18 protein-coding genes are annotated in these 19,673 nt (G+C 46.7%); 6 read left to right on the plus strand and 12 right to left on the minus strand.

Translation table 11 applies throughout. The annotated features are described in order from the left end of the window. Positions 1 to 41 precede the first annotated feature (41 nt). From RGU72_RS07530 to RGU72_RS07550, 5 genes are all read right to left on the minus strand, one after another. Positions 42 to 839, minus strand: a complete 798-nt coding sequence (locus RGU72_RS07530) for an enoyl-CoA hydratase/isomerase family protein (RefSeq protein WP_322119142.1) — start codon at positions 837 to 839, stop codon at positions 42 to 44. 52 nt (positions 840 to 891) lie between these two features. Beyond that, complete coding sequence (locus tag RGU72_RS07535) at positions 892 to 2,469, minus strand: class I adenylate-forming enzyme family protein (protein WP_322119143.1); 1,578 nt, start codon at positions 2,467 to 2,469, stop codon at positions 892 to 894. 96 nt (positions 2,470 to 2,565) lie between these two features. Continuing rightward, the gene (locus RGU72_RS07540) at positions 2,566 to 3,423 is read right to left on the minus strand and encodes a polysaccharide deacetylase family protein (RefSeq protein ID WP_322119144.1); all 858 of its coding nucleotides are present in this window, start codon (positions 3,421 to 3,423) and stop codon (positions 2,566 to 2,568) included. 181 nt (positions 3,424 to 3,604) lie between these two features. Then, positions 3,605 to 3,808: a hypothetical protein gene (locus RGU72_RS07545; RefSeq protein WP_322119145.1), complete on the minus strand. Its 204-nt coding sequence runs from the start codon at positions 3,806 to 3,808 to the stop codon at positions 3,605 to 3,607. Between the two features lie 252 nt (positions 3,809 to 4,060). Beyond that, on the minus strand, positions 4,061 to 4,951 hold the full coding sequence (locus RGU72_RS07550) for an NAD-dependent epimerase/dehydratase family protein (RefSeq protein ID WP_322119146.1): 891 nt from the start codon (positions 4,949 to 4,951) through the stop codon (positions 4,061 to 4,063). A gap of 149 nt (positions 4,952 to 5,100) precedes the next feature. On the opposite strand from RGU72_RS07550, the gene RGU72_RS07555 reads away from it, so the two are divergent. From RGU72_RS07555 to RGU72_RS07565, 3 genes are all read left to right on the plus strand, one after another. Next, entirely contained in the window at positions 5,101 to 6,126 is a 1,026-nt protein-coding gene (locus RGU72_RS07555; RefSeq protein WP_322119147.1) for a CDP-6-deoxy-delta-3,4-glucoseen reductase, read from the plus strand. 378 nt (positions 6,127 to 6,504) lie between these two features. Next, positions 6,505 to 7,695 carry an acetylornithine transaminase gene (locus RGU72_RS07560; RefSeq protein ID WP_322119148.1) on the plus strand — a complete coding sequence of 397 codons (1,191 nt, stop codon included), beginning with the start codon at positions 6,505 to 6,507 and terminating at the stop codon, positions 7,693 to 7,695. 320 nt (positions 7,696 to 8,015) lie between these two features. Next, positions 8,016 to 8,642: an FMN-binding negative transcriptional regulator gene (locus RGU72_RS07565; RefSeq protein WP_322119149.1), complete on the plus strand. Its 627-nt coding sequence runs from the start codon at positions 8,016 to 8,018 to the stop codon at positions 8,640 to 8,642. 121 nt (positions 8,643 to 8,763) lie between these two features. On the opposite strand, the gene RGU72_RS07570 is transcribed toward RGU72_RS07565, so the two are convergent. From RGU72_RS07570 to RGU72_RS07590, 5 genes are all read right to left on the minus strand, one after another. Beyond that, positions 8,764 to 10,182, minus strand: coding sequence for a glycoside hydrolase family 44 protein (locus RGU72_RS07570; protein WP_322119150.1), 1,419 nt, complete (start codon positions 10,180 to 10,182; stop codon positions 8,764 to 8,766). A 9-nt stretch (positions 10,183 to 10,191) separates the two neighbouring features. Continuing rightward, positions 10,192 to 10,545 (minus strand): hypothetical protein, encoded by a 354-nt coding sequence (locus RGU72_RS07575; protein ID WP_322119151.1) that lies wholly within the window; start codon positions 10,543 to 10,545, stop codon positions 10,192 to 10,194. A gap of 548 nt (positions 10,546 to 11,093) precedes the next feature. After that, positions 11,094 to 11,960 (minus strand): tetratricopeptide repeat protein, encoded by an 867-nt coding sequence (locus RGU72_RS07580; protein WP_322119152.1) that lies wholly within the window; start codon positions 11,958 to 11,960, stop codon positions 11,094 to 11,096. Between the two features lie 437 nt (positions 11,961 to 12,397). Continuing rightward, a complete protein-coding gene (locus tag RGU72_RS07585) occupies positions 12,398 to 13,063 on the minus strand; it encodes a GGDEF domain-containing protein (RefSeq protein WP_322119153.1) in 666 nt (221 codons plus the stop codon). Beyond that, positions 13,057 to 13,413, minus strand: a complete 357-nt coding sequence (locus tag RGU72_RS07590) for a hypothetical protein (RefSeq protein WP_322119154.1) — start codon at positions 13,411 to 13,413, stop codon at positions 13,057 to 13,059. The genes RGU72_RS07585 and RGU72_RS07590 overlap by 7 nt, the downstream gene beginning before the upstream one ends. A gap of 341 nt (positions 13,414 to 13,754) precedes the next feature. Between RGU72_RS07590 and RGU72_RS07595 the strand changes: the two genes are divergently transcribed. The 3 genes from RGU72_RS07595 to RGU72_RS07605 all read left to right on the plus strand — a co-directional run bounded on the left by RGU72_RS07595 (position 13,755) and on the right by RGU72_RS07605 (position 15,763). Beyond that, complete coding sequence (locus RGU72_RS07595; protein ID WP_322119155.1) at positions 13,755 to 14,573, plus strand: transporter substrate-binding domain-containing protein; 819 nt, start codon at positions 13,755 to 13,757, stop codon at positions 14,571 to 14,573. 198 nt (positions 14,574 to 14,771) lie between these two features. Next, positions 14,772 to 14,948, plus strand: a complete 177-nt coding sequence (locus RGU72_RS07600; RefSeq protein ID WP_322118487.1) for a helix-turn-helix domain-containing protein — start codon at positions 14,772 to 14,774, stop codon at positions 14,946 to 14,948. Further along, positions 14,921 to 15,763, plus strand: a complete 843-nt coding sequence (locus RGU72_RS07605; RefSeq protein WP_322118488.1) for an IS30 family transposase — start codon at positions 14,921 to 14,923, stop codon at positions 15,761 to 15,763. Before RGU72_RS07600 ends, RGU72_RS07605 begins: the two co-directional genes overlap by 28 nt. A gap of 310 nt (positions 15,764 to 16,073) precedes the next feature. Here RGU72_RS07605 and lpdA read toward each other — a convergent pair whose 3' ends face one another. Continuing rightward, positions 16,074 to 18,224, minus strand: coding sequence for a dihydrolipoyl dehydrogenase (lpdA, locus tag RGU72_RS07610; RefSeq protein WP_322119156.1), 2,151 nt, complete (start codon positions 18,222 to 18,224; stop codon positions 16,074 to 16,076). Positions 18,225 to 18,237: 13 nt separating this feature from the next. Further along, the gene (gene aceF, locus RGU72_RS07615; RefSeq protein WP_322119157.1) at positions 18,238 to 19,593 is read right to left on the minus strand and encodes a dihydrolipoyllysine-residue acetyltransferase; all 1,356 of its coding nucleotides are present in this window, start codon (positions 19,591 to 19,593) and stop codon (positions 18,238 to 18,240) included. Positions 19,594 to 19,673: the final 80 nt, after the last annotated feature.

The raw sequence follows: 19,673 nt of genomic DNA on the forward strand, positions 1-19,673 counted from the left end.
TGGTCTGTGCAAGTTAGCTTATTAAATTTTTCCTAAATTTTCTAAATGCCAGGCCATTTAAACGCTAACGCTTGCTTGCTCAAAAACCGTTTAACAGCGTCACGATGATAGCTTGTGGAACGCGCTAGGCCTTGACCTGTTGCTTCCATTTCTAACATCGTCGTCAAGTTACTTCCTAGTGATGCGTTCATCGCGCGCTTGGCCAGGCTGATGGCTGTTTGTGATCCCTGGGTAAAACTGTGTGCCATTTCATGCGCACGCTCAGCTAATTTTTCTTCTGGCTGTATCTCAAAGACGATTCCCATTTTCTTAGCTTCTTCAGCAGTGATTTCTCTGGCAGAAAATGCCAATTCTTTTGCTCTTTGTAATCCGACGATGCGCGGTAAAGTATAAAAAACGCCGCAATCGGGTATCAGACCTAAACGTAAGAAGGCAAGGCAAAATCGTGCTCTTGGGGTAGCTATAATAAAATCTGCTGCTAATGCCAGTCCAAATCCAGCACCGTAGGCGGCACCGTCTACCGCCGCAATCACAGGACGATCTAATGTAATCAACTCCTCCAGCCAGAGGTGTAGCTCTGCCATTCTGCCGCGCCCGTCTTCTGCGGTACCGTCAGCATCCATTGTACGAATGTCGCCGCCAGAACAAAAAGCGCCTCCTGCTCCAGTAATAATCAAGGACTTGATATGACGATCATGACGAATAGCCGACATGACATCGGCGATCTCGTTTCGCATCGTCATATCAAGCGCATTTTTTTGTGATGGCCGGTTCAAAGTCAAGGTTGCGATGCCGTCGTCGACCGTATAAATAATGGCCTGTTTCGTTGCTTGCTGCATTGAAGTCTCCTTTGTTATTTCTGTATTAACGTCCACCTTTTAAGGCACAAGCTTATCCCAAACCGGAGTGGTTCTGATATTGGTCGCGTAGCTCTCGTTTCAGAATTTTTCCTATCGGACTTCGCGGCAAAGAAACGACAACTTCGACATGAGCAAGGCGCTGCATTTTTCCTAGTCGGGTATTTGCCCAGGACAAAATCTCGGCTGCCGTCACATTAGTGCTATTGACCACTACAAAGGCTATGGGAGTTTCTCCCCATTGAGAGGAAGGAACTCCGACTACCGCGAGATCAGCAACATCTGGATGCTGAGATAGAATCGCCTCTATATCGCTCGGGTAGATGTTGAAGCCACCTGAAATGATCATATCTTTTTTACGATCCATTAACGTTAAGAAACCGTCTTCATCAAACCGGCCAACATCACCGGTCCGAATAAAGCGTACACCATCAGCGTCATACCATTCTGTCTCAGCTGTCTTCTCTGGCAATTTGTGATAACCGGACATCATACCCATAGAGCGTCCGACGATTTCACCCTGCTGCCCGACCGGTAATGGCTGACCTTGCTCATCAATAATCCGAAACTCGCTACCGGGAGCAGGCTGTCCCACGGTATGCAGCTTGGCTGGATACTGATGCGCCAGCAGCATACAAGTGCCGCCACCTTCGGTCATGCCATATAACTCAGTTAAACCACCAGGCCAGCGGACCAGCACATCTTTTTTCAGCGCGGCAGAAAATGGCGCGCTGGTTGAGAACTTAAACCGATATGACGACAAATCGTGCTGATCAAAATCAGGATACGCCATTAGACGCTGGTACTGTACTGGCACGAGCATGGTGTGTGTAACCCGGTACTGCTGCGCCAAAGAGAGATATGTTTTTACGTCAAACTTCGCCATTAAAATGCTTGTTCCGCCCATTGCCACCGTGGCAAAAAAACTGACCAGCGTAGTATTTGAATACAGCGGGGTCGATAGCAAAGTCACAGTATCTGCACTATAGCCGCTAAATTGGCCTCGCTGTACATGCGCCCAACGCATCGCGTAAGGTTGAACGATACCCTTAGGTTTGCCTGTCGTTCCTGACGAATAAATAATATTGAACGCGGAATCAGGCCGAATATCTGGTGCGTTAACGGGACTGTCGTCAATGATGGAAGGTGCCAGCCAGCTCACCAGAGAATTCTTTGCAACAGAACCGACAGAAATAATGGGCACATTGATCTGATCAAGGACGGATGCCATCTCCAGAGTCATATCCTGATCCAAAAAAACGATGCTCGCATCAGCATCAGTGATCATCGACAGCAAACCTTCTGCTGTAGTCGATGGTGCCAGCGGTGCAACAACTACACCCGCTCTCAGCGCGCCTAAAAATACGATGACATAGTCGAATGAGGTCGAGGCGCAAATCGCGATCGCGTCGCCAGCTTGTATCTGGTTGCGCTGCAACGATTTAACGACTAGATCCATCATCTGGTCGAGCTCTTGATATGTCAGCGTTTGAGCATTCTGAATATAGGCCAAATGCTGCGGCCGATATACTGCATGCAATTGAATCAGTTCTGAAATGGTCGCAAACTCCTTTTGTAACACCGTCGCAACCGCATTTTGATACTGATCCATTGGAGGTCTCCCGTCTTTATTATTTTGACTGAAATACTGAACTACCTAAATAGATGCACGTTGATAGGTTTCGGTCACCATGCCCCTACCCGCTTTTTAAGGCAACATCTTTTCAAAATCGACATCAGTCAATCGACCAAATGTAAAACCCTCCGCCTGCAAAGTAGCGACGATCTTATCTAATTGTCTGATGGTATTGGGATGAATCTCATGCATCAGAATAATACCGCCACCATGGGTACGGACTGATGATAGTACATGCTCTAAAAAGTTTTCTCGGTTTTGCGGGAGAACGCCGCAACTCAGTGCCTCTTTTAAATCTACAACGCCTTTGTGATCAAAAGCCCAGTCGCAGGAATCAACATGCCATCCTACGATTTTATAATCTAAGGACTTCACTAATTGATTGGAATCGCAAGTTGAGTTGCCATAGGGGTAGCGGAAGAATTTTTGCGGCGTCGCTTTAGAGAACAAGGCCACACTCTTCTCTACTTCTGTAGTTTGCTCGGCGACAGAGATGTCGTGAAAATTGGGATGACTCCATGAATGCACGCCGATCATTGCATGCGTCGATGCCTGTACCAGACTGACTAGATCAGGATGCGCCTGCGCTTTTTCTCCAATCATGAAGAAACTACCGGGCACATTATATTTTTCCAGCACAGAAAGTATGTATTTAGTTTGCTCTGGATCAGGGCCATCATCAAAGGTCAGCACGACTGTTTTATGTGGCGGCGTGGCGGCAATCTCGGACTCATAACGGCACTGACGATGCAAGGTATCGCTATCAATCGACAGGTGCTCTATCAACTTTTTCAAGCGATGTTTGCGTATTGTTTTAGATTCCTCTGCGACAGAGTGCTCTTGGGCTGTCGGGACGCTTTCTTGTGCTTTTGCCAAAGAACAATTTAAAAAGATCAACGTCACGAAAATACAGAGAATGAAATTACGCATAGAGTTCTTTTATTGGGTGATTCGTGATGCAGGGCAAAACTGCGAGGCAAAAAAATTGGTCAACAAGAGCAACAGACTAGCTCCCGATTGACCATTTTGACTTTCTAAGAAGTATTCAATGTTGGTAGATGGCGACCGGGTGCCAACCGCATCACAACATCACAACATGAATGCGACTGAATTAAAGCGAGGTAAAACCACCTAATTGCGCCAGTTTATGTTCTTGACCATCATGCGTTACCGAAACTAGATCAATCTGGTAAGGCGCATTCAATTCATGACGCAAGCCAGCGCCTTTATTAACAGCGGCCAGATAATCGTCACCTGCTTCTACGGTTTTAGTCGGTTCATCTTTTTCATTTTTGCAGATTAAACGGTAATGCATTTATAGATTCCCTATTGAGTTTGGTTTTAAAAATATTGGAGGCTAAACGCCTGCTCTAACCATAAGTGTAAACAAAAACCCGCCAATAGCGGGTTTTAAGAACAAGAAATAATATTTTGAAACAATTTATCCGCTATTTCAGATTCTGATCAACACTAACTCATAAAAATATACTCACCACAAGTATATTTTTATGTCCAATAAAAATATGGGGAATACCTTATATTTACCCATATACTCCCCATTTTCTACTCAAATAACAGTTTTAGCTGACAGAATCCCCTGCTCAACCGTCGGATAAAGCAAACGCATGCCCAGTTCTGCTTTGATGCGCTGATTTAACATGCGACGCGACTCCGACATAAACGACAGCAGCATTGGTGTCACCTGTTGCGCTAGCTCAGAGCGTGGCAAGCGCGGCGGGTGCGGCAAATCAAACGCATCTGCGACCAGATCAAAGTAATCAGCCATCTTCATATCGCTGTCGTCAACGGTGTGATAAACACGATTAGAACTTGCGCGAAATAAGGCCAGCTTGATCAGCATCGCCAGATCGTCCGCATGGATATGGTTGGTGTACACATCATCTGATGCTTGCAGCGCTGGCGTGCCTTTTTTTAAGCGATCAAGCGGCAGGCGATCTGCTGCATAAATCCCTGGTACTCGCAAAATAGATAAGCTGGATTGGCTGCGCCTGGCCCACTGTCTTAAGCACTGCTCTGCAGCCACACGACGACGGGCACGGGCGTTTTGTGGTGCGACTGGGCGGGTTTCATTAAACTGTGCACCTTGACAATCGCCATACACGCCAGTCGTACTGACATAAACAAGGCGACTCTTGTCGGGTAAAATGGCGGTCAAATTTCGGGTTCGGATATCAGCTTCACCTTCTGATCGCGGCGGTGCCAAATGGACAACCATTTGCGCCAGCCCCTTTAGACGTGCCAAGGTATGCGGCTGATCCAGGTTAGCGGTGATCGGAATGGCACCGGCGGCCCGCAATTCGGCATGTCTTGCCGGCTGACTGGTCACAGCAAAAATGCGGAAGCGTTCACGCAATAGGGGCAGGAGACGCATGCCAACATCACCGCAGCCAAAAATCAGTAAGCGCGGCTTGCCTAGTTGCTTGTTATTCGTTGTCATAGATTTGTTGCCATAGATTTATCGTTATAGATTCATTATTTAAAATTGCACGCGATGAAATGACCCGCTAAGTTCATCGCATCAAGTTCGCCACACAAAATTCGTTTTTTCATTCATTTTTTTGTTTCATTTTATTTGTCCGGAACTGTATGACTTTTCAAGTAACTGTAAATCCAAGCGGCAGCCAATTCAGCTGCGATGAAGGCGAAACCATCCTGGCGGCAGCGCTGCGCGCCGGCGTTGGCTTACCTTATGGCTGTAAAAATGGCGCCTGCGGCTCCTGTAAAGGCAAAATTAGCAGCGGTAGTGTAACCCACGGCAACCATCAGCAAAGAGCCTTATCGGATGCGGAAGAAGCAGAAGGTATGTCGTTATTTTGCTGCGCCCGCCCTGATTCTGATGTCATTATCGAAGCACGGGTTATTGCCTCTAGCGGTGACTATCCGCTGAAAAAAATGCCAAGCCGCGTTGCGAAGCTAGAAAAATTATCCGACGATGTGATGTTAATTGCACTGCAATTACCGGCCAATGAGCGCCTGCAATATCGTGCTGGTCAATATATTGAATTTTTGCTGCGCGATGGCAAGCGCCGCAGCTACAGCATGGCAAATGCTCCTCATCTGGATGAACAGATTACTTTGCATGTACGTCATATGCCCGGCGGATTATTTACTGATCAGGTATTTGGCACCTTGAAAGAGCGCGACATTCTGCGCTTTGAAGGTCCGCAAGGCACTTTCTTCCTGCGTGAGGATTCAGACAAGCCCATCGTGTTACTGGCTTCTGGTACCGGTTTCGCACCGATCAAAGCGCTGGTCGAACATATGATTTACAGCAAATCCACTCGTCCGGTGACGCTGTACTGGGGTGGCCGTCGTCCACAGGATTTGTACATGAACACATTGTGCGAGGAATGGGCAAGCACCATCCCTCACTTCACTTATGTACCAGTGGTATCAGACGCTTTGCCAGAAGACAGCTGGACAGGCCGTACCGGCTTTGTGCATCAGGCAGTTATCGCAGATCACACGGACTTGTCTGGCTACCAGGTGTACGCCTGCGGTGCACCTATAGTGGTGGATTCTGCGAAACGCGATTTTGTACAGTTGTGCCAGTTGCCGGAAGACGAGTTCTATGCGGATTCGTTCACGTCGGAAGCCGATTTGGAGAGCTGAGGAGGATGCGGAGAAATGTGCTGCCTCATAAGCTAATCCATAAGCTGATCCATAAGCTGATCCATAAGCTGATCTATAAGCTGATCTATAAGCTGAAAAATATTTTGACGCAGTGCGCAAAACGTCCTACTATCCGTTTTATGAAAAATTTTCCTAATATGTCTTCACCAAATATCGCGCGACGTCGATTCTCGCTCTGCGAGCCCGGGTAGATGTGTTAGTGAGCGTGCGCGTCCGATAAAGCGCACCACCAACCAAAGCCACAGGCTCTTACCTGTGGCTTTTTTTTCGATTTATTTTTGTCGCTTTTGCTTATCTGTCTTATTTTTTATCTACTCGATCAACGCCCTACCCTCTACCATCATCAGGAGTTTTAACATGGAATTCAGTCAGTACAACGTCAATGCCCTCATGTACATCACACCGCGCCCGGAGCTGGTTTTTACCGAAGGCAGCGGTATGTGGCTGACAGATCACAAGGGCAAACGTTATCTGGATTATCTGCAAGGCTGGGCGGTTAACTGTCTTGGTCATTCACCACAATGCATACAGGATGCGCTGGTCGCACAGTCCAAAAAACTGTTGAATCCATCACCGGCTTTTTACAATGCGCCGATGATAGAACTGGCCACGCTGCTGACAGCAAACTCATGCTTCGACCGCGTCTTCTTCGCCAACAGTGGTGCAGAAGCAAATGAAGGCGCGATCAAACTAGCGCGCAAATGGGGCAAAAATAATAAAAATGGCGCCTTCGAAATCATCACCTTTGATCATGGCTTCCACGGTCGCACTTTGGCCACGATGTCGGCCTCTGGCAAGCCAGGTTGGGACACCATGTTCGCCCCACAAGTCACTGGCTTTCCAAAAGCCGATTTAAACGATATCGCCTCGGTAGAAAAACTCATCACCGACAAAACAGTCGCCGTGATGCTGGAACCTGTGCAAGGCGAAGGCGGCGTCATCCCTGCCAGCCGCGAGTTTATGCAAGCGCTAGGTGCTTTAACCAAGCAGCACAATATTTTGTTGATCGTTGATGAAGTGCAATCAGGGATGGGGCGTACTGGAAAATTATTCGGCTATCAGTTATCGAATATTGAACCGGACATCATGACCTTGGGTAAAGGTATCGGCGGTGGCGTGCCATTAGCTGCTTTATTATGCCGCGAAGAAGTCGCTTGTTTTGTACCAGGCGATCAAGGCGGCACTTACAACGGCAATCCACTGATGACCGCTGTCGGCGTTGCAGTCATCAAAGAATTATTAGCGCCAGGCTTTATGGAATCGGTCAATGAAAAAGCGGCTTATCTTAGTACAGCGTTGCTCAAATTGTCAGAACAGTTTGGGATGCAAGGCGAACGTGGTGAAGGCTTGTTGCGCGCGCTAAAATTGGGTTCTGATATCGGACCAAAAATCGTCGAAATTGCACGAAATATGGAGCCCGTCGGCTTACTGCTAAACTCGCCGCGCCCGGATTTACTACGTTTTATGCCTGCGCTCAATGTCAGTATTGCAGAGCTGGATCAGATGATCGCCATGCTGACCGAAGTGCTGGTTCAGTTGAAAAAATAAGCCGTAAAAAAGATATCCGCAGCGAGTAAAAAAAAGAGACTGCCAAGGGTTTGATCGAGAGCGTTGAGGGGATAAATTAAGCTAAATTGAACTCGATTTTAGCGATCATTCCCCCTCAATGCTTTTTGTATTTTCACCTGCGAATAAAAATATACTCGCCGTTAGTATATTTTAATTGTCTATATAATCTATGGACAATTAAGCATTTTTTTAAAATAAATTCGGGAGTATATTGATATTTAGCTAAATCTAACTGAATAACTATGATCAACGGAGGCAACGTTGATCCCCCAAATTAGAACCTTCATAGAAAGCGGACAATGTATCTGCCAACCCACTTCCAGCAAAACGATCCGGCTTTGTTACTAGAAGTCATGCGCCGCTATAACTTTGTCAGCCTGGTCTGCAATGTAGATGGCGTGCCGTTTGCCAGCCATGTGCCGGTGCTGGCGGAAGAATACGAGGGACAAATCATCATCGACGGCCATCTTGCGCTACCAAATCCACAATGGAAAGCCATAGAAGCTGGTACGGCTATGCTAGCGATTTTTCATGGTCCGCACACCTACGTTTCGCCCTCTTTATACCAACCCGGCAATCGGGTACCGACTTGGGATTACATCGCGGTACATGCCACTGGCACTGCGCAGACACTGCATGATGCTGATAGCAAATTAGCGGTACTTGGCAAATTAATTCAGCATCACGAACCAGACTTCCAAACTCGCTTTGATGACATGCCCACGGCTGCAAGAGACGGCCTGTTAAAAGGCATCGTCGCATTCCGTATCAAGGTAGAAAAGCTGGAAGGAAAATTCAAACTCGGTCAACACAGAATCAAAGACGACATCAAAGGTGCGAAGCAATCCTTATATCAAACCGGCGACGATAATCAGCAAGATATCGCTGCTTGGATGCAGCGTTTGGGGTATTGGGATAAGGACTGATTCAATCAAATATGATTGACAGAACTTACTCAAAACCGCCCTAGCTGTGTTGCAGCTCCTCGACGGGACAATTGTGCGTAAGCCCTAATTGAAAAAAAACTGATTGGTAACGCAAACAATTTCAAGGCGTCAATACAAAATGCATCACCGAGCTGGCAGGCAAACGATAGCTGAATTTATTTGAAGCGATGTTACTAACACCGGTCCGGGCGGTGATGGCGGTGTTGGTGCCACTGACACCCCAAACTTGTGCCGTCTTGAAACTCGTCGGATTAGTAATCTGAAAACTGGTACTTAAGCTCGTCGCCAAACGATTGATGGCGATAATGTGTAAAGTATTTGGGTCTGCTGCGCTGACCGCTGCATATACTGCGCCATTGGCGTTATTACTAGAAATTGCCTGTACTGAGATTTCTGGGAAAACCGATTTATTGCCGTCGTAATTACGGAAAATTTTAAAACCCGATGCAATAAATCCTTCCGCATCACCAAAATAAGTCGCCAGATATAAGCCTTGTTTACCAAATATGCCAAGTGCATCTGCTTGTGCAATCGCGCCGCTAATATCGTCCCGTCCACCAAAATCATATTCTGTAATCGCCAATTTAGTATCGGGATAAAAATCAGCAATTGCTTGTTTAAGTTTGGGTACGATTTGCAAACCACGTCCATCGGTAAAACCGTTACCGGTCTGAGTGATCCAGGTTGGCTCTACATAATTAGCATCCCACAAACTACGCGCTGCTTGTACCCGGTCTATCGGGGTATACGAGGCTTGTGGGTAGTAGTGAAAAGAGAAAACATCCAGCAATCGTTGATTAGCTGCCTGCGATGCCTGCTTCATGCCGGACAGGTAGGCATTTGCTAAGGTCATGCCGTTGTAGCGATAACGATCGCCCGTATTGTTGGTCGCAAATGGTTCTACGTTGTAGTTGGCCCAATCGGCTGGCTGATGTGATTGCACCCCGTCCCACACTGCCCATAAGCTGAATAATCCTAAATAACCACTAAGCGCCGGGCCATAGGTTTGTGCTGTTGCATCCATACGTTTAACCGTCGTGGCAAGTGCAATGTTTCGTTGAAAAATATCGCCAACCGTCGTCAAATTGGGATACAGATTGTAGTGCGTACCGCTACCATTATTGACATCGGCCCAGTGGTGCCAGAGGTCTGGCTCATTATCCAACTCATAGCCTTTGATGCCGCGACTATTCGCCGCATTGCCATATTGCTGGATTAAAAAATTCAATTCTTCGTCGATATAAACAACATTATCTGCAAGACTGGGCGATGTAGATAAAGCGCCGGTCGTCGTCGGTTTGTCGTTGACGATATCTAACCAGCGCGCGGTATCGATATTTGAAGGCCCGGCGGTGTTTTGCCATAAACCAGATCCTTTACAAATCGCAGGTGGATACAAATTGATAATGTCTTTGGGTAGTTTGCCAGCTGCTGGCAACTGTAAAAGAGAATAGGTATTTAATGTCAGCGATTGATCATGGAAATTAGTCAATCCGGCGCCGGGAGTGTAGTAGGCCAAGCCTGAAGTTTACGAAGGATCACCTGCGCCGGTCGCCGCACTTACTCCTGCATTAGATGAATTGCACCAGTCGTCGCCAGAATTACTGACGCCGTTTTCCCAGTTGAAACTAGTCATCGAATTGCCACCTAAGCGACGCGATGCCAGATTCAAACTTTGTAACGCAGCCTGCCCACCTTGATTATTCCAGCCTGTTCGATTGGTACCGTCAGCATAAGCGTTATAGCCATAAATCAGCGGACTGATCGACTTTTTCTCTAAGCTGGTATTGATTTTAAAAGTGGCACTTTGTGCGTATAACAAAGGCATTTGCAAAGTCACAATAATTACTATCAGAGCTTTGATGGCGTTAAGTAATCTCATGGCATCCTCATTTCTATCTGACGTTAGCGATCAGATTTCCATCACGACGCAAGGCCTTATGCATTGCAATTTATTGCCGTATGGAATTTAATTGAGTTGATTATGCACTTTTTTTTACAAATAAATTGCCGCAAGCCAATTATTTTTATATTTTTATGCGCATCTTTTATGAGATAAATAATAAGTGATCAGATAGAGAAGACAAGATGATAAATAAAATTATCTTTACTGAATTTTTATAGCGTCTTAAGCATGGACTCGCTAGATCCAATAAGAAACTATTTGAAAGTAAATTTGATAAAACGCAGACCAGAATGTCAGCAACAACGCGAGAGGACGAAATTTGCGCTGGAATATCAAGCGATTAGGGTTTTATCGTGCCCGATAATCAGAAAGATACGAAAAAGGAGCTAAGAAAATTTAATAGCATCCACCAAAACCTGTAGAAACTACTTAAGCCACTTACCTATTTATCGCAAGCGAGATGCATTAAGAAGAGTTATACGCAATCACGGACGCAAATTGTGAGCTCAAATCGCGAACTCAAATCAGTCGCTTGAATTGGAGGCGACTAAAGCCTCTTCTGATGGCGCATCAAATACAACATCCATATTCACAGGCCACATTTCTGACAGACGTTGGGTGTCATCAATCAATTCCCGAGTTGATCCCTCACTGACAAGATCGCGACTATCCATTTCTTTTTTACCGAAATCGATACTGGCAAGCAACATTAATTTGTATCCTTCCAGCGTGTCTTGAGAAACGCCCTCACCGTTTAGATATTTCAAACCCAAATTAAATCTTGCACTTGCCAAGCCTTGCTGTGCTGCTTTGGCGTACCAATATACTGCGCGCTTGTCATCATGTAACACGCCTGTGCCGTTGGCATACATGGCACCTAAGCGGTACTGCGCATGCGGGTTGCCTTGGTAAGCGGCTTTTTTATAAGATGCCAGCGCTTTGCTTAAATCCTGTTTGACGCCGTCGTCAGCATCATCATTTTCAGAATATAAAATTCCAAGATTCAGGTAGGCAGCCGTGTAGCCTTGCACTGCGGCTTTTTGATACCAGTACGCCGCGGTTTGTTGATTCTGGGGCACACCCAAAGCATTGCTATACATCAAACCCAAATTGGTCTGCGCACCCGCATGACCACGCGCCGCCGCCTGTGCAAACCAGTAAGAAGCCTGCTGATAGTTTTGCTCTACGCCTTTGCCCTGGAAGTAGATAACACCAAGCCTGGTCTGCGCCTGCGGATCACCTTTTTTGGCATATTGCGTCAATGTGCTGATGTCAGCCAGAGCATCCCCCTTGAACGCCGTCTGTAGCTGATCTGTGACATCGTCACCAACGGCTGTGGTGAATGACACCAAGCCCACGAGAAATAAGATTCCTTTTTTGAACCGTGTCATCTTCACTCTCCCATCAAACCTAAGCTGATCGTACGGACATCCTTTTCAGGATGAATTACGCTCACTAATCATGCTCGAAAAGATACGGTAAAGATGTTTCTTAACTATATTAAAAAGTAACAGAATGTAATTGCCAGATTATTATTTTCCAACAATCGATCGGGGGATATGTTCAAATTTAAAATGAATAGTCAAAGCACAAAAAATAGGAGAATAATAATTACAAAGTTCAAAAAAAATACATACTCCTCAGATAAATTAAGAAATATGTCTTATCCACCAATTAATATATGGACGACTAATAATTACTGACTACCAGTATAAATAAGTAAGCGGAATACAAATTCAAGGCTTTAATTAAATTTCGTGATTGGTTGTAGCACCAACCACTCTGCCACCCCTTACATCGCGTATGGATAATCAGTTACTTGATTAATTTAATCAGAGGCTACACGCACCGTATTTCGCCCAGCTTGCTTGGCCTCATATAACATCGCATCAGCACGCTGAAACCAGGACGATCCGGTCTCTGCCGGCGTAATTTTTGCAACACCAATCGACACCGTAATCGGAAAATTAATCAGTAAAGGCGCATTCTGAATCAGCGCCCTCAACTCTTCTGCCAGCTTGCTTGCAGCTTGTAAATTAGCGCCGACTGCAATCACGACAAACTCCTCACCGCCATAGCGAAATACTGAGTCTGTCGTGCGAATTCTGGTGCAAATTAATTCGCACAATCGAACCAAAACCTGATCGCCGACAATATGGCCAAACTGATCATTCACGTTCTTAAAATGATCTAAATCAAATAAAAGTAGACAAGATTCCGGCTGCATATTTTTAGGATCAGCCAATTTCGCTAAACGGCGATCAAGTGCACGGCGATTACCGACACCAGTCAAAAAATCGCGTTCAGCCTGCTGATTTAATTCTTTATGCTGGAGATTAGTGCGGTACGAAAAAATCGTCGAGAACAAATTAATGAGGATAATCGTGATGGCGATGCTAGACAAATTAATCAGCTCCATCTGACCGTATAAAGCAAACAACATAGCAATCAGAGACACTGTATTGATCAGCAAGGCCTCGTGAGCTTTCAGCATAAATAAGCAGCGATCATGGTCGGATAGACCCAATACACTAGCGGTGCACCCCTTATAAAAATAACCGCGAGCATGCCTGAAGAGTAAAAAATCGTGACGAAAATACTAGCCCAGCGCACTCGACCCGTATTAAATACATACAGAAAGACGCACGCCATGCCGACCACAATTGTTAGATCTACGGCGGCGAGCACCCAATTATGTTGCAACAGGCGAACTATCCCGAACGGAAAAATACTCGGGATACTGAGTGCGCACAACATCAAGAGAATAATTTCCTCTTTTGATCTATTGCGTCCTCGTTTGGGTAAATCTGATCCCAAAGGAAGTTGTTCACGTTGTCCTGACATCATCGCTCACTATGAAATAAAAGCGTTTTGCACAAAACCAACCCTGGCAGCGAACTACGGTTAATTTCCGTTCGCTGAGTACAGATCACTTAGTACAGGCCACTTATACAGATCACTACATTAATATAGTATGAACTGATTATGAATGGATTTTGCAATAGATGCACTATACATAAAGCATAGATCGCGCCATATAACAATGGCTTACATTTAAAGAAGTCTTGAATTACACGCGATCCATTATCATTATTATGATACGGTAACAATATTGTGCAAGGCCGTTACAAACAAGTATTTTTGAATCCGGTTCAAAATACCGCTCTTCTAGGAAGCTTATCTTTATGTCAGTCAGCAAAAGGATGCGTAGCTTCTTTTTATTTTCGTTATTGATGCTATCGACCGGGATTGCGGCGTCGGCGATTTTGTCCAGCGCGTTTAATGTGCAAAATATACCGTTGTTGATTGCTGAAACTCGGGATGAAAACGGTGAGATTGCTTCGATTCGCCCAGAGAATCAAAAAATCCTTGACTATTTTGAGCGTACTTTAGGCATCCACTTTGACATAAAACGCTATCCGCTCTCTCGTCTGGTAGAGAATGTCAAAGCGGGCGAAGGATTGGCGTTTGGCCTGTCCAAAACCTCGGAGCGACTGAGCGAAATGCGTTACTCCATTCCCATCTTCTCCGACTTTATTTGGGTCATTGTGCGCAGTGATTCGGCACTCAAATTCAATTCTGTCGAAGACCTGAAAGGCAAGTCTGTCGGCATCGTCAGAGGAATACGGTTTGGTGACGAGATCGATAGCAAAAGAAATCGCTTGTTCAAAGTAGAAGAAGATCAGCCGCAAACTAGTTCCAGATTAAAAAAGTTATTGTCCGGTCGTATGGATGTGATGCTATTTAATTCCAGAACCGCCAATCCCAAAGAATTGGAAACGGAACTGAACAACTACCTCAGGGATAAAAACATCCGTATGGCTGAGCAGACGACATTCAGCATCAAAGTTTTAAGCAGACCCTTCTTGATTGATGACATCCACTTCACCAATGGATTGCAAAATGATGGCGATATCATTAACAGGGTCAATGCAGCAATTCTCAAGGGACGTAAATCAGGCGAACTGCCTGCGCTGTGGAAGCCAGAACATGAGGCTAGGTAATTTAGCTTAGGCTAGTCGTCAAAGCACTATGAGTTAAAGCTTCAGAAAACTCCTTTCTGGCTCAAAACAATATACTCCCCATTGTTTTTACTAAAAATAGGGCGGATTCAAGTACGAAGAGCAACGTTGAATAAAAAGTCAAAGGGTCAGATGCGATAGCATTCTGCCTTTTGACCAGCCAGTCGAAAGTTGCCGAATATGCGCTACACACACCTAACCCAAGACGAACGATACCAAATTTACGCACTGCGGTTAGAAAAAAAGACAGTCAGCGAGATTGCTGCCGCACTCCATCGTCATAAGTCCAGCATCCACAGGGAACTCAAGCGCAATACCGGAGGAAGCGGGTGGCGCCCCTTACAAGCGAAAAAATAGCCGACGAACGACAAAAGAATAGTCGTAACGCACGACGTATTGATGACAACGACTGGCTCGCCGTCTCGACCTACCTGCGCATGGACTTATCGCCGCAGCAAGCAATCGAACGGTTAAGCCTGGAACGGCAGGAAAAAATGAAGAGCAGTCATGAAACCGTCTATCTGCGCATCTACGCTGACCGCAGAGCGGGCGGCACTCTCTTCAAGCATCTGCGGGGTCAGAAGCCCTACCGCAAACGCTACGGTAGTGGTCAACAGCGCCGGGGCATGCTCAAGAACCGTATCAGCATTGACCAACGACCCGCGATCGTGGATCAAAAAATCTGCTTAGGCGACTGGGAGGGCGATACGATCATTGGCAAGAAACAGCAAGGTATCGTCATTACGCGGGTCGATCGTGTCTCTCGTTTTACCTTAGCCCGGCAACATCATAGCAAACACGCGCAAGGAGTTGCTGCCAGCATCGAGCAACTGCTCACGCCACATCAGCAGCACTGCCATACCATCACGTTCGATAATGGCAGGGAGTTTGCAGGGCATGAGTCCATCGCAGCACATCTGCAAGCCCAAGTGTACTTCGCTCATCCGTATCATTCCTGGGAGCGGGGGCTCAACGAGAACACGAACGGCTTATTACGATACTACTTTCCAAAGAACACCAACTTCAAGGAAATCACTCAAGCCCAGTTGCAACGGGCAGTCAATCAACTCAATCATCGCCCTAGGAAATGCCTCGGCTATCGAACGCCGTTTGAGGTTTTTTATAATTTGGATATACTCCCCCTAAAACTTACCTCCCGTTGCTCTTCGTAGCTGAATCCGCCATGTCTTATTGTCCAAATATTATTTGGACGATTAAAACATACTGATGGTGAGTATATTCTATGGGAATAATAAATGTGATTAAATCCTGCCCGATATCAACACCCAAATAGCAAGTTTAAGCACGAAAAAAAGCTCTTGGTGCTAACGTGCACCAAGAGCTTTTTTGGACCAATTCAACTATTAGGACTTACGCAAAATTGTCCCGGCAAGGCGTAGCGACGAAGATAGTACTGTAGCACAGCTAGGAGCTACAACGCAGCCGGGGCGATTTTGCGTAAGTCCTACTGATAACAACTAATTACTTTTTGCGCATAGGCGGCAAATCAGTACAGACGCCTTTGTAGACTTCGGCAGCCATCCCGATAGACTCACCCAAGGTCGGATGCGGATGTATCGTTTTGCCGATATCAACTGCATCTGCGCCCATTTCAATTGCCAATGCGATTTCGCCGATCATATCGCCTGCATGCGTGCCAACAATACCGCCACCTACAATGCGTTTGGTTTCTGCATCAAATAACAATTTGGTAAAACCTTCATCACGTCCATTGGCGACTGCGCGGCCCGAGGCTGCCCAAGGGAAATGGCCTTTTTCAAGCTTAATGCCTTTAGCTTTAGCTTCGTCTTCTGTAATACCGACCCAGGCGATTTCTGGATCGGTGTAGGCAACAGAAGGAATCACGCTCGCATCAAAATAGGCTTTCTCACCGGAGGCGGCTTCTGCAGCAACATGCGCTTCATGTACCGCTTTGTGTGCCAGCATAGGCTGACCGACCAGATCGCCAATCGCAAAAATATGCGGAACGTTAGTGCGCATTTGCTTATCCACGTTGATAAAGCCGCGGTCGGTGACGCTAACACCTGCTTTATCGGCAGCGATTTTTTTACCGTTAGGACTGCGGCCAACTGCCACCAACACCAGATCGTAAATTTGTGACGCTGGTGCAGCCACGCCGGCCTCTGCTGCTTCAAAGCTGACTTTGATACCTTCTGGAAGCGCTTCAACCGCAACGGTTTTTGTTTTCAACATGATATTGTCGAAACGTTTTTCGTTGAACTTTTGCCAGACCTTTACCATGTCGCGGTCTGCGCCTTGCATCAGGCCGTCCATCATTTCAACGACATCGATACGTGCGCCTAATGTGGAATACACGGTTGCCATTTCTAAGCCGATGATACCGCCGCCAATTACCAACATACGTTTAGGCACCTGACGCAATTCCAAAGCGCCGGTGCTATCAACGATACGTGGATCAGCCGGAACAAAGGGTAAGTTCACCACCGACGAACCAGCTGCAATGATGGCTTGTTTGAACTGAACAGTTTTCTTAGATCCATCAGCGGCAGTGACTTCAATATGATTCGGGCTGACGAATTGACCTGTACCTTGTACTACATTGACTTTGCGGGCTTTAGCCATGCCAGACAAACCTGTCGTCATTTTTTTGATGACGCTTTCTTTGTAGCCACGCAATTTATCAATGTCGATCACAGGTTTGGCAAAAGTCACGCCATGCACTGCCATCGAGGCGGTCTCATCAATCACAGCGGCGACGTGCAGCAAGGCTTTGGACGGAATACAACCGACATTCAGGCAAACACCGCCAAGGGCTGCATAGCGTTCTACCAGCACTGTATTCATCCCAAGATCAGCAGAACGGAAAGCGGCTGAATAACCACCGGGACCTGCGCCTAAAACCATCATGTCGCATTCCACATCCACTTTACCGGTGTAGCTGGATGCGATTGGTGCGGGGACGGCGGAGACGACAGGAGCGGCGGCGGACGCCACCTGTGCAGCAACTGGTGCAGATACTGATGCTGGCGCGGCCGCAGATGCACTTGCGCTAGACACTTGGCCTGCGGCTTCTACCAGTAATAACAAAGCACCTTCGGCAACTTTGTCACCGACTTTGATTTTAATTTCTTTGACCACGCCAGCGTGGCTGGATGGAATTTCCATACTGGCTTTGTCCGACTCTACCGTGATCAGTGATTGATCAACTTTGATGCTGTCACCCACTTTGACCATCAATTCGATGACTTCTACTTCTTTAAAATCACCAATGTCTGGGACTTTAACTTCTACGATGCTGGACGCCGTTGGTGCTGATGGTGCTGTTGGTATTACTGGAGCGCTGACAGCGGCTGCAGGAGCAGCTGGAGTGGCAGGAGCGGCTTGGGTTACTGGCGCTGCAACTTCTGCTGCACCTGCTGCCTCCAACACCAGCAGCATACTTCCTTCTGCTACTTTGTCGCCCACTTTGATTTTTAATTCCTTGATGACACCGGCGTGCGTGGAGGGAATCTCCATACTCGCTTTGTCCGATTCGACCGTAATCAGGGATTGATCGACCTTAATCGTATCGCCCACTTTAACCAGTAATTCGATAATTTCTACTTCTTTAAAATCACCGATATCAGGTACTTTGACCTCAATTGTGCTCATGTATTTTCTCCGCTCACAGCAAGGTTTTACGCAGATCAGCCAAAACATCGGCTAAATACGCGGTGAACTTGGCAGCCATTGCGCCATCAATGACGCGATGATCGTAGGACAGGGATAAAGGCAACATCAAGCGTGGAATAAATTGCTTGCCGTCCCACACTGGTTTAATCGTCGATTTAGACAATCCCAAAATAGCGACTTCCGGTGCGTTGATGATAGGTGTAAATGCCGTACCACCAATCCCGCCCAAAGACGAAATCGTAAAAGTAGCGCCTTGCATATCAGCTGGCTTCAGCTTGCCGTCACGCGCTTGTGCAGACAACTCACCCATCTCGACAGCGATTTGCGACAAAGTTTTTTGGTCTGCATTTTTGATCACAGGAACAACCAATCCGTTTGGCGTATCAGCTGCAAAACCGATGTTGTAATACTGTTTGAGTATCAGGTTTTCTCCCTTCCCATCCAAGGAGGCGTTGAAGGCTTTAAATTTCTTCAAAGCGGCGACGCTAGCTTTGATGACAAAGGCCAGCATCGTTAGCTTAACGCCCGATTTAACCAAAGCTTCGTTGGACGATTTACGGAAATCTTCCAAGTCAGTAATGTCAGCTTCATCGAACTGCGTTACGTGCGGAATCATCACCCAGTTGCGATGCAGATTAGGGCCGCTGAGTTTTTTGATGCGGGACAAAGGCAACAATTCGGTGCTACCAAATTTGCTGAAATCCAGTGAGGGCCAAGGCAACAAATCGAGACCAACACCGCTGCCATTTTTTGCCGGAGCAGAAACAGCCGATACTGCTGTACTACCAGCCATAATGCCTTTGACGAAGTTTTGCACGTCCAATTGCGAGATACGGCCTTTAGGTCCGCTACCTTGCACGCGCAAGAGATCAACGCCAAGTTCGCGCGCAAATTTTCGGATTGACGGTGATGCATGTGGCTTGCTGCCATCGGCATTGCTGACAGGAGTTGATGTTGTCGCTGTGCTAGCTGGTACCTCAACCGCAGCGGCGGCAACTGGCGCAGCTGGTGCTGGCGCGGGTGCTAATGCAACTGGAGCTGCCGGTACGGTTGCTGCTACTGGCGCAGCTGCCGGAGTAGTTGCCGGAGCAGTTACCGGAGCAACATCGCCAGACGCCTCAACCACAACGAGTAAAGAACCTTCGGCAACTTTGTCGCCGACTTTCACTTTAATTTCTGTCACGACGCCAGCATGGCTGGAGGGAATCTCCATACTGGCTTTGTCTGATTCGACCGTGATTAATGATTGATCAACCTTAATGGTATCGCCAACCTTGACCATCAATTCAATCACTTCTACTTCTTTGAAATCGCCGATGTCCGGCACTTTGACTTCAATCGCACTCATAGTTTTCGCTCCGCGTAAATTATTTGAGAGAGGCGCATCACTTGCTGAGTGCGCCCTTCTTTGCTCATGCTTACTTAGGT

It is taken from the genome of Undibacterium sp. 5I1 (assembly GCF_034314085.1).
Lineage (GTDB): Bacteria > Pseudomonadota > Gammaproteobacteria > Burkholderiales > Burkholderiaceae_D > Undibacterium.

Coding starts and splice junctions, on each gene's coding strand:
- RGU72_RS07530 (WP_322119142.1), bottom strand. CDS start 839: ATGCAGCAAGCAACGAAACAGGCCATTATTTATACGGTCGACGACGGC.
- RGU72_RS07535 (WP_322119143.1), bottom strand. CDS start 2,469: ATGGATCAGTATCAAAATGCGGTTGCGACGGTGTTACAAAAGGAGTTT.
- RGU72_RS07540 (WP_322119144.1), bottom strand. CDS start 3,423: ATGCGTAATTTCATTCTCTGTATTTTCGTGACGTTGATCTTTTTAAAT.
- RGU72_RS07545 (WP_322119145.1), bottom strand. CDS start 3,808: ATGCATTACCGTTTAATCTGCAAAAATGAAAAAGATGAACCGACTAAA.
- RGU72_RS07550 (WP_322119146.1), bottom strand. CDS start 4,951: ATGACAACGAATAACAAGCAACTAGGCAAGCCGCGCTTACTGATTTTT.
- RGU72_RS07555 (WP_322119147.1), top strand. CDS start 5,101: ATGACTTTTCAAGTAACTGTAAATCCAAGCGGCAGCCAATTCAGCTGC.
- RGU72_RS07560 (WP_322119148.1), top strand. CDS start 6,505: ATGGAATTCAGTCAGTACAACGTCAATGCCCTCATGTACATCACACCG.
- RGU72_RS07565 (WP_322119149.1), top strand. CDS start 8,016: ATGTATCTGCCAACCCACTTCCAGCAAAACGATCCGGCTTTGTTACTA.
- RGU72_RS07575 (WP_322119151.1), bottom strand. CDS start 10,545: ATGAGATTACTTAACGCCATCAAAGCTCTGATAGTAATTATTGTGACT.
- RGU72_RS07580 (WP_322119152.1), bottom strand. CDS start 11,960: ATGACACGGTTCAAAAAAGGAATCTTATTTCTCGTGGGCTTGGTGTCA.
- RGU72_RS07585 (WP_322119153.1), bottom strand. CDS start 13,063: ATGCTGAAAGCTCACGAGGCCTTGCTGATCAATACAGTGTCTCTGATT.
- RGU72_RS07590 (WP_322119154.1), bottom strand. CDS start 13,413: ATGTCAGGACAACGTGAACAACTTCCTTTGGGATCAGATTTACCCAAA.
- RGU72_RS07595 (WP_322119155.1), top strand. CDS start 13,755: ATGTCAGTCAGCAAAAGGATGCGTAGCTTCTTTTTATTTTCGTTATTG.
- RGU72_RS07600 (WP_322118487.1), top strand. CDS start 14,772: ATGCGCTACACACACCTAACCCAAGACGAACGATACCAAATTTACGCA.
- lpdA (WP_322119156.1), bottom strand. CDS start 18,224: ATGAGCACAATTGAGGTCAAAGTACCTGATATCGGTGATTTTAAAGAA.
- aceF (WP_322119157.1), bottom strand. CDS start 19,593: ATGAGTGCGATTGAAGTCAAAGTGCCGGACATCGGCGATTTCAAAGAA.